Origin of the sequence: Arenibacter amylolyticus (assembly GCF_002150785.1) — a bacterium.
Taxonomy (GTDB): domain Bacteria; phylum Bacteroidota; class Bacteroidia; order Flavobacteriales; family Flavobacteriaceae; genus Arenibacter; species Arenibacter amylolyticus.
Genome location: NZ_MTAZ01000016.1, coordinates 25,671 through 41,313, shown reverse-complemented (window position 1 = coordinate 41,313; position 15,643 = coordinate 25,671). Strand labels below are relative to the sequence as shown.

The window sequence follows — 15,643 nt, the reverse complement described above, 5'->3', positions numbered from 1 at the left end:
TTTTAACAAAACAAATAAAAATCTTTTAGGTCGCCAAGAATAGAAAATCAAACAATTGTTAATGTTGGCAACCGAAGCCAATTTAGGGTGAAAGGGCCAAAATAAATTGATGACATAAAAAAAGCGCCTAATAGTGGCGCTTAATTAGGGTGGGTAAATAAAACTACTTGACTTCAAATGTTATTTTTACATTCACGCGATATTGCATAATTTTTCCATCCTCTACGGTTGCACTTTGCTCTTTTATATATACGGATCGTATATTTTTAACGGTTTTGGAAGCTTCTTTCACAGCATTTTTAGCTGCATCTTCCCATCCATCTTCTGAACTTGCTAGTATTTCAATAATTTTTAAGATTGCCATAATATATGAATTTAGATTTTCTTAAAGTTAGCAAATAAAAGATGGAAAACCTTGTAAGTGCGCAGAAAATCAACCGTTTATGGCAACTACTTCATTGATTTTGTCACCCATCATATTTTTTAACATCGTCTCAATCCCATTTTTCAAGGTGAAGGTAGAGGAGGGACATCCACTACAAGCCCCCTGTAGAATTACATTTACGGTTTTGCTATCTTCTTCGTATGATTGAAATAGGATGTTTCCGCCGTCCGAAGCAACTGCTGGCTTCACGTATTCTTCCAATATATCAATGATCTGCTTAGAGGTGTCGTCCAGATTGGAGTCTTCCAATTTTGAGGCAGGAGAATCCGAGCGCTGCTTTTGAATGCTGCTGGCAGATACCACTTCGTTGCCTTCGGCAATAAAATCGCGGATGGTCTCGCGAATAGAAGAGGTGACCTCATCCCATTCTACCACATCATATTTGTTGATGGAAACATAATTCTCATCAAAGAAGACTTCTTTTACAAAAGGAAAGGTAAATAAATGGCTCGCCAATTTAGAGTCTTTGGCTTCTTCAATATTCTTAAACTCGAACGATGTGGGTACTATTCTTTTATTGGTAACAAATTTCATTGCAGCGGGGTTTGGGGTAACTTCTGCATAAACGGTCACCGCTACTTTCTTTTTGTCGTCCACCTCTTCTTCATTAACTACCACCTCGCCGGCATTTAGGTAATCGGCTAATTGCTGGGCTACCGTATCTTTTACATCGTCCCACTCCACAATATTAAAACGCTCCAAGCCAATGAAATTACCCGCTATATAAACCGTCTTTATAAATGGCAAGTGAAATAGCTGTTGGGCCAAAGGCGAGTTTTTGGCTTCGTCTATATTTTTAAATTCGTATTGTTGGTTCTTAGTGAGAAAGTGGTTGGTTTCAAATTTTAGGATCGCCGGATTATTGGTCGGGACCACTGTAATTGTATACTCCTTCATAATGAATATTTTTTACAAAAGTACGAAGGATTTCTAAGTTATGGCGTATATAATAATGTAGTCTTTAAATCGTTATAGATTGTATATGGGCAATGCAGCTAAACCCCCTCACCTCTTAAATGAAGCAGCTATATTTGGTTATCCTTTTTGTTCTTGCCCTGGGTCCTTCAACCCATGGTCAAGAAGGAGTACCCGTATACTTTGATTATTTATCGGACAACTATTATTTGGTTTATCCCTCTATGGCAGGGATCGGGGAAGGTGGTAAGATAAGGGCAACCTTAAGAAAACAGTGGTTTAATGTAGATAGGGCACCCAATTTGCAAACCCTCAATGCACATTTTAGAGTAGGGGAGCAAAGTGGTTTGGGGGCCATTTTCTTTAAGGATGCCAATGGCTATCATTCCCAAGCCGGACTAAAGCTCACCTATGCCCATCACTTGCGGCTGGGAGGCGACTTTAGAAGCCTTAATCAGTTGTCTTTTGGACTAAGTGCAGGATTACAAGAAAGTACTTTAGACGAAACTTCCTTTGTTTCCGTAATACCAGACCCCTTGGTTACAGGTTCTAGAAATAGTGTTGGTTATTTTAATTTGGATTTGGGGATGTCTTATAACTTCCTGGAATTCCAAGCACATGCGGCGGTGCATAATTTATTGGGAAGGGGTAGGGACCTATACTCCGCAGTGGAAGCTACCAATCTCAGGAAATACCTACTCTCCATTGGCTACCTTTTTGGACGAGGGGATTGGCAAATAGAACCTTCTACCTTGTTTCAATACACCGAATTTACTAGGGAAAGGGCCATAGATATAAACCTTAAGGCGTACAGGGCTGTAAATTTTGGTACGGTTTGGGGCGGAATTTCCTATCGGAGAAGTTTGCAAAGCGTGCACTACCAAACCCAATCCGACGTGGGGGAACAATCCTTGCAATTGATTACGCCCATGGTAGGGGTAAATTATAAACGGTTTTTGGTGGCATATAACTATTCCTATCAAATGGGCGATCCCAAGTTTCACGACGGAGGATTCCATCAAATTACCCTGGGGTACGACTTTGGGCAAAGGGAAAAAAGGTACGACTGTTCCTGTCCCGCGGTCAATTATTAAGTGAGAAAATGTGATACTTCTTTTAATTCATCCATCTTTTGGTCTTCGGTTTCTGTACCATCCATGGAGAACTCCCACTTATTTTGAATAGTTTTGTGATAGTGAAAATAGTATGTCTAGGGGTCCAAGTCATTGAGGCAGCATGATAGCTCTTTAATGGCAGTTACAGAGGCATTAATTAATAATCCAATTATGATCAAGGAAGTAAATGGGAAATCGCCCCAAATAGGGGAAGATTGTTATATAGCCGAGAATGCGACCATTGTTGGCGATGTAACCATGGGAAAGCAATGTAGTGTATGGTTCAATGCGGTAATTCGCGGTGATGTACATTACATTAAGATGGGCGATAAGGTGAATGTACAAGATGGAGCGGTAATCCATGGTACCTACCTTAAGTCGCCCACCACAATTGGCAATAAGGTGTCTATTGGGCATAATGCCATTGTACACGGTTGCACCATACATGATAATGTCCTCATAGGGATGGGAAGTATTGTGATGGACGACTGTGTGGTGGAAAGTAATAGTATTATTGCGGCCGGAGCGGTACTTACCAAAGGTACCCATGTTCCCTCGGGGACTATTTTCGCAGGGATGCCGGCAAAAAAGATCAAGGATATTAGCGAGGCCTTAAGTGAGGGCGAGGTTAATAGGATTGCAGAGAGTTATGTGAAGTACTCCAGTTGGTTTAAAGAGTAGTCAATACGCTTGCAAATACCTTCATTCTTCCTAGTTTTAATTAAAAAAATAGCTGCCTATCTAACTGAAGGTGTATTTGTAAGGACAATAAGTCAAATAATCCTATTTTTGCAAAGCAAAAAAAGATTAAAAATTGCATGCGACATACCTCCCCTAGGGACAGTGAATGTCACTTTTAAATTCAGGAATATAAATTTATAACTTTAAAAATATGAATGCATATATATTTCCCGGGCAGGGAGCCCAATTTGTAGGTATGGGATTGGACCTTTACGAAAAATATCCCTTGGCGCAAGAGCTATTCGAAAAGGCCAATGAGATCCTAGGTTTCTCCATTACGGATTTGATGTTCGAAGGAAGCGCGGAAGACCTAAAGGAAACCAAGGTTACCCAACCGGCAATTTTCTTGCATTCGGTGATATTGGGCAAGATCATGGGAGATAGTTTTGCACCCGATATGGTGGCAGGGCATTCTTTGGGAGAATTTTCAGCCTTGGTGGCCAACGGCACCTTAAGTTTTGAGGATGGCCTAAAATTGGTATCCCAACGTGCCCAAGCAATGCAAAAAGCATGTGAATTGCAGCCTAGTACTATGGCTGCTGTGCTAGGATTGGAAGATGAAGTAGTAGAAAAAATATGTGGGGAAATTCCTGGGGTAGTAGTGCCCGCCAATTATAATTGCCCAGGGCAATTGGTAATTTCAGGAGAAGTGGCAGCTATAGAGGAAGCCTGTGAGAAACTGAAGGAAGCAGGTGCCAGAAGAGCCTTGGTATTGCCAGTTGGTGGTGCTTTCCACTCACCTTTAATGGAGCCTGCAAGGGCAGAATTGGCCGCAGCAATTGAGAATACCACCTTTAATACGCCAAGTTGTCCAGTATATCAGAATGTGACCACTACAGGGGTAACAGATCCCCAAGAAATAAAAGAAAACCTTATTGCGCAGCTAACGGCACCTGTTAAATGGACCCAAAGTGTGCAGCAAATGGTAGCCGATGGGGCAACGCTCTTTACCGAAATAGGACCTGGAAAAGTATTGCAGGGATTGGTGAAGAAAATTCATCGCGATGCGGAAACACAATCCGCTAAGGTAGAAGAATAAAACCTACCAGAACATACACCCAAAGGGGCAAAGGAGCTGCGACCAATTTTTTATTGATTGCCCTCCTTTGCCCCTTGCTATTTTACACCTAAATAGACGTTGCTAGAAGTTATTTGCCGTTCATCTGATAAATACATATTTGACCCTAGTTTGTTAGGACAAGGCCCTGATTTTTAGTTATCTTGACATTCCCTTTTCGCATTATTACCTACTGTGTTTGGATTTGTTTATAGAGACTATCAATTATGAAAATAGATACCCTATATAAAGCAACTTCCAATTGTTTTAAAGCCAAGTTCTTAATTCTTGGGTGGATTGTGCTGTTTTGTTTGCTGTTTGGAGCAGTAGTAAATGCGCAAGAGATTTCTGTAGATGTATCGGGTCCTAACGCTTCGGAGGAAGGGCCTGTTAAGGGACATTTTAGGATATTTAGTAATGGAACCATAGTGAGCGATGCTGTTGTGTTCTATCAGTTTAGTGGTACTGCTACAGAAGGTGTGGACTATAATCCAGTTCCTTTGGTGGGATCAATTAACCTTCCAGGCGGGACTAATGAAGAGGTGTTTGTAGATATAAATGTTATAGATGATACGATAGTAGAAGGGGATGAGTCGGTAACGATCACCTTGTTAAGTGCCTCTTCAGAAACTGTTCATCCTACTAATAACACCGCTACCCTAAACATCCAGGACAACGACGCTTCGGTGACTTTTTCCACCCCCACCGCCTCCGATTCGGAAGATGCCGGAGGGAATCTCCCTAGCTTGCTTGTAAACGGAAATGTTGTGGATGTGGCTACTACGGTTACCATAGCAATAGACCCCAGTAGTACGGCAACCCAAGGGGACGATTTTACCCTGGCCAGTACTACCATTACCATCCCCGTTGGTAATTATAACGACGAGCCGTTTCCCTTAGGACTTACGATCAATCCAGATAATACCGTGGAAGGGGATGAGACCATTGTTCTAAATATTACTGGGAGCTCTGGAAGTATCAATGCCATTATAAATCCTAGTACTACCACCTATACGATTCTGAATGACGATGTTGAGATTTCCCTGGATGGTCCTATTACCCTTGCCGAGGGGGATTCCGGTTCTACCGCCTTTAATTTTACGCTTACCCGTAGCGGGGACCTGTCTGGCACCCCTTCCGTGGATTATTCCGTAGCGGTTAGCGGTGCCAATGCAGCCAATGCGGCCGATTTTGGAGGGGCGTTGCCTTCTGGTACCGTTACTTTTGTAGACGGGGAGGCCAACGCTACAATTACCATAAATGTAAGTGGAGATCTTGATCTGGAGCCAGATGAAACCTTCACCCTAACGATCAGTAACCCTACTCCTGCTACCATCAACCTGGGGGCTACCACCGCTTTGGGAACCATCCTAAATGACGATAGTGAAATCTCCCTAGATGGAGACGTTTCTTTGAACGAAGGAGACGCAGGGAGTACCGCCTTTAATTTTACGGTATCCCGTGTTGGTGCTACCAATGGTGCGGCTAGCGCTACCTACACCGTAACTGCTACGGGAACCAATCCGGCTAATACGGCCGATTTTTCAGGGGGGATATTTCCTTCTAGTACGGTTAATTTTGCAGATGGGGTAGACACCGCTACCATTACTGTAAATGTTGAGGGCGATACGGAGGTAGAACCCAATGAAACTTTTTTGTTGACCCTTACCAATCCTACCAATACCAGTATAGGAACAGCAACCGCTGTAGGAACCATACTCAACGACGATAGTGATGTTATAAGCATAGGAAGCGATGTGTCGCAGAACGAGGGGTCGGGCGGGAGTACCACCTTTATCTTTGAAGCTAGTAGAACAGGGGACACTAGTTTAGCCGCCAATGCTACTTTTACCGTTTCGGCAGGGCCCTCCAACCCAGCTTCTGCAAATGATTTTGTGGGGGACGTATTTCCTACGGAACCCGTTACTTTTTTGGCAGGGGACGACACGGCAATAATTACCATAAGCGTTAAGGGAGATACGGAGGTGGAAGCGGACGAAACTTTTATCGTGACCCTTAGCAGTCCAAGTACCGGATATACCTTAGGGAAGACCCAGGCGCAGGGTACTATTCTTAATGACGATTTTAATGAGATTACCATGGGAGCGGATGTTTCCCTTCCCGAAGGGAATTCAGGAACTACCATTTTCTCTTTTACCGCAAACAGGACCGGGGACACCAGCTTAGCTACTACCGCAAATTATACGGTGACGGGTGGCCCTGGAAATGCAGCCAATGCGGCCGATTTTGTAGGGAACGCATTCCCTACAGGGGAGGTTACTTTCCCAGCGGGATCTTCAACAGGAACCTTTAATATAAATGTAAATGGGGATACCGCTGTAGAACCCAACGAAACCTTTACCGTAACCCTAAGCAATCCAAAGACAGGCTATGTAATAGGGGCAAAATCTACGGCAATAGGAACTATACAGAATGACGATAGTGATGTGATCTCCATAGGCAACGATGTTTCCCAAAATGAGGGCAATGGAGGAATTACGGTCTTTACCTTTGAAGTTACACGGACTGGGAATACCAGCGCTGCAGCTACTGCTACCTATACGGTGGCGGGATCTGGCGGACCTGGTACAGCGGCCACTGCGAACGACTTTCAGGGGAATGTATTTCCCTCGGGGACCGTGGAGTTTAATGCTGGGGAAGATACAGCAACAATTGTTATTAATGTGACGGGCGATACGGAGGTGGAGCAGGATGAGACATTTTCGGTGACCCTCAGTAACCCTAGTACAGGATATACCCTAGGGAAGATTCAGGCACAGGGCACTATAGTGAACGACGACTTTGATCAGATTACCATAGGGTCCGATGTAGTCCTTGCCGAAGGAAATTCTGGAACCACGGTTTTTACTTTTGTTGTGAACAGGACAGGAAATACCAGTTTTGCTACCACCGCAAACTTTACGGTAACAGCTGGCCCTGGGAATGCAGCCAATGCTGCAGATTTTGTGGGGAATGCCTTCCCCTCAGGGGAGGTGAGTTTTCCGTCCGGATCGGCTACAGGAACCATTAATATTAATGTGAATGGCGATACCGATGTGGAACCCAATGAGACCTTTATTGTTACCCTTAGCAATCCCGGGACGGGATATGTGCTGGGATCAAAAATAACGGCTATGGGAACCATACAAAATGACGATGTTAATGAGATATCCATAGATGGTAGTGTAACACTTTCCGAAGGAAATTCTGGGGACACAACTCCCTTTACCTATACCCTTATCCGTACAGGGGATGCCAATGATGAGGTGAGCATTAATTACAGTGTTTCACCCACGGGAAGCAATCCCGTAAACGGAACCGATTTTGTGGGAGGTACGCTCCCTTCCGGAACAGCCACCTTCCTAGTAGGCGATGAAACAACAACCATTACCATAGAGGTTCAAGGAGATCTTATGGTGGAACCAGACGAGACGTTTTTGGTGAGACTTAGCAATCCCCCTACAAATTATGTACTGGGCAAGGATCAGGAACAGGGAACTATCCTAAATGACGATAGCTATGTGGCCTCTATTGTTGCTACGGAACAGGATGCTTCCGAAAATCCCTTGATTTCAGGAACCTTTACAGTAAGCTTAAACACCACAAATACCACCGGTAGCCCTATCAGCATACAGTACAATGTAGATGGTACGGCAACGGCAGGGGACGATTATTTTGCGCTTTCGGGAACGGTTTCCATTCCCAACGGACAGAATAGCAGTACCATTAGCGTAACCCCAATAGATGATGATGAGGTGGAGGCAGATATAGAAACGGTAATTGTTTCCTTGGCACCCGGTAGCGGTTATAGTATAGGATTTCCTAACCGGGCTACCGTAAACATCGCTAGTGATGATGTTGCCGGAGTTTCCATCAATGATATTGTAGTAGATGAGGCGGTAGGGAATGCAGTATTTACCGTAACCCTAAATGCAGCTGTGCTTTTGGGAACCACAGTAGCCTATACTACGGCAGATAATACCGCTATTGCAGGTAGTGATTACCTAAGCAGGTCTGGAACCATTGGTTTTCTAGGCTTAAAAGGGGAAACCAAAACCATTAGCGTTCCAATTATAGATGACGATGTAGCTGAAGGGACCGAAACCTTTTTTGTAAATCTGGTGAATGCCACGGGCTTCGCTCAAATTGAAAAGGGCCAGGGGGTAGGTACCATTACGGATAACGATAATTGTATGGAAGCCCCGTTGATAAATGCTAATATACCTACCATTTTCTGTACCGATTTTACTCAGAACTTAAACGATTATAACAGTAGCCCTATTCCGACCGGATTTGAGCTGATATGGAGTAGTAGTGATGACTTTTTTAATGAAGGAGCCCGTTTGGAGAGTAGCGTAGTAGATTTTGTAGCTACCTTCTATGGTTTCCTTTACAATAGCACAACATCTTGTGTTAGTCCGCCTTTGGAAGTGACATTAGTAAGGAATACGCCCCCAGAAATATTGGATACCTCCGGGGCGTCTATTTGTGGTCCGGGGAGAGCAACCATTACGGCCACAGCCTCCGATAATGGAAGCCTTTTTTGGTATTTATCTAATACAGCCGTAAATCCAATTGGGGAGGGCAGCAACTTTACTACCCCTCAAAATGCGTCTACAACGGTTTATTATGTGGAGGCAAGCGGGAACGGCTGTACAACGGATCGGATTGCAGTAACGGTGACGGTGGAAGATCCCGTAGATGTGGGAACTACCGAGAATACCGCGGCCTGTAGTATTGTGGGAGAGGGGGTATCCGTTATAGATTTGGATGATACCCGGAAAAGTGGAACCGCTACCGGAGTGTGGAGTATTGTTGGGACGCCACCAGGATCGGTCACTATAGGCGCAGATAATACGGTAGATTTTAAGGATGCCCCCGAAGGGGACTATACGTTTAAGTTTACTACCAATTCTGCCGTAGCACCCTGTGCGGATGCCAGTGTGGAGGTCACCATTTCTGTAAGCAACTGTTTGTTGGATAGCGATGGGGACGGTCTTTACGATAGGGACGAAATAATACTGGGAACCGATCCCTTTAACCCAGACACGGATGGGGATGGCATAATGGACGGAGTGGAAGTGGGGCCAGATTTGGACAACCCAATTGATACCGATGGGGATGGAATTATAGATGCCTTGGAGTCTATGGTACTAGATGCGGATAACGATGGCGTAGTAGATCAATTAGATCCCGCAAACAACGACCCCTGTATTCCAAATGTGGGGGCTGCCAGCTGCAAGGTCGATTTAGAAATTATAAAGGAGGTAGATGAGACCAACCCATTTGTTGGGGATGAGATTACTTTTACCATTACCCTTACCAACCTAAGCAATCTAATGGTTACCAATGTAAGTGTACAAGACCTAATAGACCCTAGTATTGGTTTTATGTATATCAGTAGCACAGCAACTGCGGGATTATATGATGAAGTAAGCGGATTGTGGGAGTTGGAAGAGATTTTGGAGAACGATACACAGACCCTCACCATAGTGGCATCGGTACCAGTGGCCGGTAGTTTTCAGAATACGGCCACCTTAACAGATAGCTTCCCGGAAGATGGGAATCTAAGTAATAATTCCGCCGCGGTTACGGTGACGGTTGCATCTAGGTCCAATGATGAATGTGGTTTTCTATTTAATTTAATATCGCCCAATGGAGATGGTAAAAATGATAGATTACATATTAATTGTATAGATGATTTCCCCAATAATACCCTCCAAATCTATGATCGTTACGGCAATGAAGTCTTTGCGACAAGTCAATATAACAATACTTGGATGGGAACAGGTAAGAAAGGGGATTTACCCAAGGGAACCTATTTTTATATCCTAGATCTTGGCGATGGGACCGCCGTTAAAAAGGGGTGGATCCAAATCATTAGATGATAAAGACTATGCATTATAGATTATTTAATTTAGGTGTTGGAAAGAGATGGTGTGCTGCATTTTTTTTGCTGGCTACCCTTATGGTCCATGGCCAGAAAGAACCCCAGTACACCCAATATATGTATAATATAGGTAGTTTTAATCCCGCTTATGTAGGCTCCGTGGAGACACCAGATATTTCCGGATTGTACAGAGTGCAATGGACAGGGATTCCAGGGGCTCCCAAAACGCTGAGGTTTGGGGTGAACCTCCCCCTAGAAAATGAAAAACATGGCTTGGGTTTTAATGTGGTAAGTGACCAAATAGGGCCAACCTCCCAAACCTACGTAGATTTTGCCTATTCGTTTCAGGTGAAACTCTCGGAAACTACCAGATTGTCCTTTGGTGTAGACGCTGGTGGTTCCCTTTTAAATGTGGATTATGGAAAAGGTGATTTTGAAAATCCCAATGAACCTCTTTTGAATGGGGAGGATACTTTTAATAAATTTTATCCGACCATTGGTGCCGGATTGTTTATGTATGAACAAAATTGGTATTTGGGACTATCCATCCCTAATTTTTTAACCGATGGTATATATGCGGATGAGGTATCTAACATAGTGGAAGATAAGCTGCAGTTTAATTTTATTGGAGGATATGTTTTTGATCTTTCGGAGAATTTAAAATTTAAACCCGCCTTTTTGGTCAACAGCCTAAAAGGTGCTCCTGTAAACCTTAATTTGTCCACCAATTTTTTAATTAATGATATCGTAACCCTAGGGGCCTCCTATAGATGGGATAATGCCGTAAGCGGATTGGCGGGCTTGCAAATATCGAATAATTTGTTCCTAGGGTATTCTTACGACTATAATACCACCAATTTTGGAGAGTATAGTCAAGGTTCACACGAGGTGATCCTAAAGTTTTATTTGGGCAGGGAAAGCTCTAAGCCTGCCAAGGGAGAGAAGCGCGAATCTAAAGGAAAACCTAAGCAGATAGACAGTCCAAGGTTTTTTTAAAAACAAAACAGTAACATGAGGGGCTTAAAATTATGTATATGGCTTTTAATAATTCCTTGCGTGGGTTTTGCACAGCAAAAGCCCTCCAAGGGAGATATATCATTTTTTGAGTATGCCTATAGAAGGGCCATTGTGGAATATCGGAAAGAACAAAATAAAGGGGGCCTAACCACTGCTCAGTATTTAAATTTGGCAGATTCCTACCTTAAGGTGGGTAACTATAAAGAGGCCTCCAATATCTATAGGGATGTTTTTAAAAAGGATAGCAGCATGTCTGCAGGTCATTTTAATAGGTTGTTGCAATCGATCTCTAAAACAGAGGGCTTAGAGAAGGTGAAGCTTTTTCTCAACAATAATCAGCGGTCATTCTCAGTCGTAGTATTGGAGAATGCCGAATTTAATTATGAATTGCTCCAAAGTAAAAACAAGTTGCTACCGGGCTATGGGGTATTCAATGTCAGCGCCAATAGTGCGCAGGCAGATTTCTCACCTAGCTTTTACAAGGACAAGGTGTTATTTTCCAGTGGGCGACCAAGAGGATCTAAAAAGGTGTATAATCCGTCTGGGGAAGCGTATTTAAATATTTATGAGGCTGAGGTAGATGCCAATGGGAACCTAAAAAATACCAGGGAATTTGGGGGACTAATGGCTTCGTCCTTCCATAAGGCAACACCCTATTACGCGGCGGAATTAAATAGTATATTCTACAGCCTATCCAATGCGGATGGGGCAGAATTGCTGTTTAGCACCAATGGGAAAAATGCCATGTCTATCGGTAAGAGTAGCGGTCCCGATTCACATCTGTATATCTTGAGGGATTTGGATACCTCCTTTTATTACCCCTTTTATGATGCAACTACCGGCCGACTCTATTTTGCGGCAAATTTTAAGGATAGTTACGGTGGGACCGATATTTATTATGTGCATACCAATAATGGAATTATAATGTCTTCTCCAATAAATCTGGGGCCTAGGATCAATAGCCCTGGAAATGAAATAGCCCCATTTATATTTGATGGCTCCCTCTTTTTTTCCTCGGATGTCTTTTATGGCTTGGGAGGAATGGATGTCTATCGGTCTAATATGAAGGATGGAAATAGTTTTAGCATTCCCGTTAATCTGGGAGCCCCTATTAACTCTCCAGAAGACGATTTTGGCCTGATTATAAAAACAAAAGATTCGGGAGAACTCATAGGGTATTTTGCCTCTAACAGACCGGGTGGTAGGGGGAATGATGATATCTATGGTATTCATATGCTAGAAAAACCAGGATTAAAGACCTTGGCGATAAAGGGAGCGGTTAAGAAGCCTCTAGGTGGGGCCGGAATTGAAGAAGTGGTCATTAGTTTATTGGATAAGGAAGGAGCGGTTCTTAAAGAGGTAATTACGGATAAGGAGGGGAGATACCAGGTGGAAATACCATGGCGAGATACTATTACTCTCACCGCCTATAAAGAGCGTTATTCCCAATATAGGGAGCAGTTCAATGCCGCGGCATTGGACACTATCAATACTTCTAAATTCAATTTAGACCTGATGTCTATTGATGATATCCTAGACTGGAACGAGGAGCGAAAAGTTATTAAGCTTAATAAGTTTTATTTTGATAAGGGGAAATCTGAAATTACCCCCTTCATAGCCACAGAATTGGATAAAGTGGTAGCTATAGCCAAGGGTTTTCCCGAGCTACAATTAAAAGTGGAGTCGCACACGGACAGTAGAGGTAGCAATAGTTACAACCTAAAGCTGTCACAAAGAAGGTCTGATGCTATAAAAGACTATTTAATGCAGCAGGGAGTGCCTAGCAGTGCGTTAGTGGAAGTTGTAGGCTATGGGGAAGAGCAATTGTTGAACAACTGTAAAAATGGCGTTTTCTGCCTGGAAATGCTTCACAACAGAAATGAAAGATCTAGTGTCATAATTCTAAATTACAACGATCTGTTTGGTTCAAACTAAGCATAATCGAAGCTACTCGGTGGAGTTGTATTGGGTGTGCTACAACAAATATCCAATTGGAACTGCCAAAAGCTTATTTGCTCAAGACGCATTGCTCACAATCTTTTACCTTACCATAATAGGTTTCTCGGTATTTGTGAAGCGTGTTAATGGGGATAATTCCAAGTATAGTTTTTTTGATATAGGTTACCTTGGTGTATAGGATCCCCATCTTTTTGGTGAATCTTTTTTCTTGTTTGGTGTTTCTGGTTATTGTAATCAATTTCATTGTAAAATTCCTTTGCATTGGGTGCAAAGATTGGGGATACACAGGCCAATTACAAATCTAGATCGTTAAGGATGTGTTAAAGTTATTTTGATGTGATTGATAATCAATGATTTGCTTAGGGGTGTGCAAGGAGTGAGGGTGTACACCTTCCATTAAATGAGTACCATCCAGCAATAGTAGAGTGAAAATGCACTAAGAAAGAGGATTCCTACGTAGGTGAGATATTGTAGCGGTTTTTTGGGACGATATTTTTCTGGAATTTCCTGGCTCATCACATTTTTTAGATTCATATAGCCAATGATGGGGGCAACTACAAAGGATACAAATGTGGCAATAGACAAGAGCACACTCATATTGGCCATAAAGAAGGTGATAACCATAAAATTGATCAGAGCTAATAATAAAATAGCAATGGGCACGCCTTTTTTCTTAATGTATTTTTTTTGGGGAAACAACAAACTTAGGGCATCCACGCTAACCCTGGCAATGGCATCGTGAGCGGTAAGACAGGTGCTGAACATAGTGGCAAAGGCTGCTATGGCAATAAAGATATAGGCCCATATACCAATACTATTGGTGAATATTTGCACCAATTGGTCGGCGAAAATAACTGCATTTCCACTTAATTCTGTATTGGTTCCATAGAGGGTAAACCATCCAATGATTAGAAAAAACACAGCCAAGAAAGCCGTTACATAATACCCGAATTTAAATTCGGACAGGGCCTCTTTTAATCTGGGTTTATGTGCGGTGGTCTTAAATTTTTCCACCGTCCACAAGCTAATCCAACTAGAGGCCTCTACGGTGGTAGGCATCCAGCCCATCAAGCCGATTAAAAATAAAATTCCCACTTCATTAAAAATAGGGGGCGGAGTAAATCCGGTAGTGTGGGCTACCTGACCCTTAATCAATACCATGATGGTGGTGACCATTAAGGCAGCGAATAAAATGGTTACCACATATTTTAGGGATATTTCCAAAAATCGGTACCGACCTATAATAAGTAAAAGTGATATTAGTATAAATAGGCCCCCTGCAGTTGTGCCCACAGTATGTGGGGGTAATTGTAGCAAGTTAACAAGGAGTCCGGCAGTCACCACATAGAGGGCCGCTAAAATAGTAAAGGTGCTTAATAAGGTAATTAAGGAGTAAAAGATGAGGTACCCCATTCCCCTGTTTAAATAGCCCTCAATCAATGTTTTTTCGGTGATATTGGTGTAGCGAACCCCAAATTCGAAAAAGGGATACTTTAGCACGTTGGCCAGGATAATAGGAACTATCATAATCCAACCATAGGTGGCCCCTGCTGTAGTAGACAGCACTAAATGTGAGGTGCCAATAGCCATACTCGCAAAAAGGAGACCCGGTCCAAGATTCTTAACGAGTTTTTTTATGGCAGACATGCGTGGTTATTCTGAAGGTAAAAATATAAAAATCTAGGGAAATCACTGCTTGTTACCTCAATAGAGGCATAGTATATTCTTCCTCTCCCGCTATTGTACGGAAACCTTATCCCCAATAACCTTTGGCTGAGTGTTTATTGCGAGGTCTATAAAAACCTTGACCCGTGCAAAATACTCACGCATTTGAACCTTGAATCCACGTTTTAGGGTGAGATCGTGCGCATTGTAACCAATTGCGCGCAGGCCCTTTTGCTCTGCAAGGTAAATGGCCCGTTTATTATGGAATTTTTGTGAAATAATGGTAACCTCATCTAGACCAAATACCAATTTAGCCCGTACCATAGAGTCCAATGTTCTAAACCCAGCATGGTCCAAGAGGATACATTCTTCGGGAATCCCCCCATTTACCAAATCCTTTTTTATAACGTTTGGCTCATTGTAATAGGGGGTGCCGCTATCGCCACTAACCAAGATATAATCTATTTTCCCAGCTTTAAATAGGTCAAGGGTAGCTACTATTCTGTTGGTGTAATAGGGATTAGATTTTCCACCTACTAATTTAGGGGAAGTGCCTAGAATGATCCCTACTTTATTTTTCGGTATTAATCCTATATTTTCATAGGTCTTCCCCGCACCTGCCATCTCAATGATCAGGTTGCAACCAAAAACCACCAGGAAAAAACTGATGATCAATAAAAGAAAGCTATAGCCAATTTTCTTCCACATTATTCCTGATTATCATTCTTAAAGGTAGGTATTATGTTGTTATTGAAAGGTGAATTAAAATTAGGGACGGATTCTATTTGTTTTTTTCATAAATTAAGAGGGCTAATAGTTTAAAAAGCGATTTCAGGTTT

At 42.7% G+C, this 15,643-nt stretch carries 11 protein-coding genes; 6 read left to right on the top strand and 5 right to left on the bottom strand.

The features are described 5' to 3' along the window. Window positions 1-163 precede the first annotated feature (163 nt). Together BV214_RS08150 and BV214_RS08145 are read right to left on the bottom strand one after the other, a co-directional pair. On the bottom strand, window positions 164-364 hold the full coding sequence (locus BV214_RS08150) for a dodecin family protein (protein ID WP_086477011.1): 201 nt from the start codon (window positions 362-364) through the stop codon (window positions 164-166). Between the two features lie 69 nt (window positions 365-433). Continuing rightward, window positions 434-1,342 (bottom strand): NifU family protein, encoded by a 909-nt coding sequence (locus BV214_RS08145; RefSeq protein WP_086477010.1) that lies wholly within the window; start codon window positions 1,340-1,342, stop codon window positions 434-436. 119 nt (window positions 1,343-1,461) lie between these two features. Between BV214_RS08145 and BV214_RS08140 the strand changes: the two genes are divergently transcribed. From BV214_RS08140 to BV214_RS08115, 6 genes are all read left to right on the top strand, one after another. Beyond that, window positions 1,462-2,454 carry a PorP/SprF family type IX secretion system membrane protein gene (locus BV214_RS08140; protein ID WP_086477009.1) on the top strand — a complete coding sequence of 331 codons (993 nt, stop codon included), beginning with the start codon at window positions 1,462-1,464 and terminating at the stop codon, window positions 2,452-2,454. Window positions 2,455-2,646: 192 nt separating this feature from the next. Continuing rightward, window positions 2,647-3,156 (top strand): gamma carbonic anhydrase family protein, encoded by a 510-nt coding sequence (locus tag BV214_RS08135; RefSeq protein WP_394334924.1) that lies wholly within the window; start codon window positions 2,647-2,649, stop codon window positions 3,154-3,156. 211 nt (window positions 3,157-3,367) lie between these two features. Continuing rightward, complete coding sequence (gene fabD, locus BV214_RS08130; RefSeq protein ID WP_086477008.1) at window positions 3,368-4,255, top strand: ACP S-malonyltransferase; 888 nt, start codon at window positions 3,368-3,370, stop codon at window positions 4,253-4,255. Between the two features lie 245 nt (window positions 4,256-4,500). Continuing rightward, window positions 4,501-10,161, top strand: a complete 5,661-nt coding sequence (locus BV214_RS08125) for a Calx-beta domain-containing protein (RefSeq protein ID WP_086477007.1) — start codon at window positions 4,501-4,503, stop codon at window positions 10,159-10,161. Between the two features lie 8 nt (window positions 10,162-10,169). Beyond that, complete coding sequence (locus BV214_RS08120; RefSeq protein WP_086477049.1) at window positions 10,170-11,159, top strand: PorP/SprF family type IX secretion system membrane protein; 990 nt, start codon at window positions 10,170-10,172, stop codon at window positions 11,157-11,159. Window positions 11,160-11,219: 60 nt separating this feature from the next. Continuing rightward, window positions 11,220-13,115, top strand: a complete 1,896-nt coding sequence (locus BV214_RS08115; protein WP_245806762.1) for an OmpA family protein — start codon at window positions 11,220-11,222, stop codon at window positions 13,113-13,115. 73 nt (window positions 13,116-13,188) lie between these two features. Here the strand turns inward: BV214_RS08115 and BV214_RS08110 are convergent, their stop codons facing one another. The 3 genes from BV214_RS08110 to BV214_RS08100 all read right to left on the bottom strand — a co-directional run bounded on the left by BV214_RS08110 (window position 13,189) and on the right by BV214_RS08100 (window position 15,512). Continuing rightward, window positions 13,189-13,383 carry a hypothetical protein gene (locus BV214_RS08110; RefSeq protein WP_086477005.1) on the bottom strand — a complete coding sequence of 65 codons (195 nt, stop codon included), beginning with the start codon at window positions 13,381-13,383 and terminating at the stop codon, window positions 13,189-13,191. A 152-nt stretch (window positions 13,384-13,535) separates the two neighbouring features. After that, a complete protein-coding gene (locus BV214_RS08105; protein ID WP_086477004.1) occupies window positions 13,536-14,786 on the bottom strand; it encodes an NRAMP family divalent metal transporter in 1,251 nt (416 codons plus the stop codon). Between the two features lie 90 nt (window positions 14,787-14,876). Next, window positions 14,877-15,512: a SanA/YdcF family protein gene (locus tag BV214_RS08100; protein WP_086477003.1), complete on the bottom strand. Its 636-nt coding sequence runs from the start codon at window positions 15,510-15,512 to the stop codon at window positions 14,877-14,879. Window positions 15,513-15,643: the final 131 nt, after the last annotated feature.

Excerpts from the sequence above, each read along its gene's own strand:
- BV214_RS08105 (WP_086477004.1), bottom strand. The coding sequence starts at position 14,786 with ATGTCTGCCATAAAAAAACTCGTTAAGAATCTTGGACCGGGTCTCCTT.
- BV214_RS08140 (WP_086477009.1), top strand. The coding sequence starts at position 1,462 with ATGAAGCAGCTATATTTGGTTATCCTTTTTGTTCTTGCCCTGGGTCCT.
- BV214_RS08125 (WP_086477007.1), top strand. The coding sequence starts at position 4,501 with ATGAAAATAGATACCCTATATAAAGCAACTTCCAATTGTTTTAAAGCC.
- BV214_RS08100 (WP_086477003.1), bottom strand. The coding sequence starts at position 15,512 with ATGTGGAAGAAAATTGGCTATAGCTTTCTTTTATTGATCATCAGTTTT.
- BV214_RS08120 (WP_086477049.1), top strand. The coding sequence starts at position 10,170 with ATGCATTATAGATTATTTAATTTAGGTGTTGGAAAGAGATGGTGTGCT.
- BV214_RS08110 (WP_086477005.1), bottom strand. The coding sequence starts at position 13,383 with ATGAAATTGATTACAATAACCAGAAACACCAAACAAGAAAAAAGATTC.
- BV214_RS08145 (WP_086477010.1), bottom strand. The coding sequence starts at position 1,342 with ATGAAGGAGTATACAATTACAGTGGTCCCGACCAATAATCCGGCGATC.
- fabD (WP_086477008.1), top strand. The coding sequence starts at position 3,368 with ATGAATGCATATATATTTCCCGGGCAGGGAGCCCAATTTGTAGGTATG.
- BV214_RS08135 (WP_394334924.1), top strand. The coding sequence starts at position 2,647 with ATGATCAAGGAAGTAAATGGGAAATCGCCCCAAATAGGGGAAGATTGT.
- BV214_RS08150 (WP_086477011.1), bottom strand. The coding sequence starts at position 364 with ATGGCAATCTTAAAAATTATTGAAATACTAGCAAGTTCAGAAGATGGA.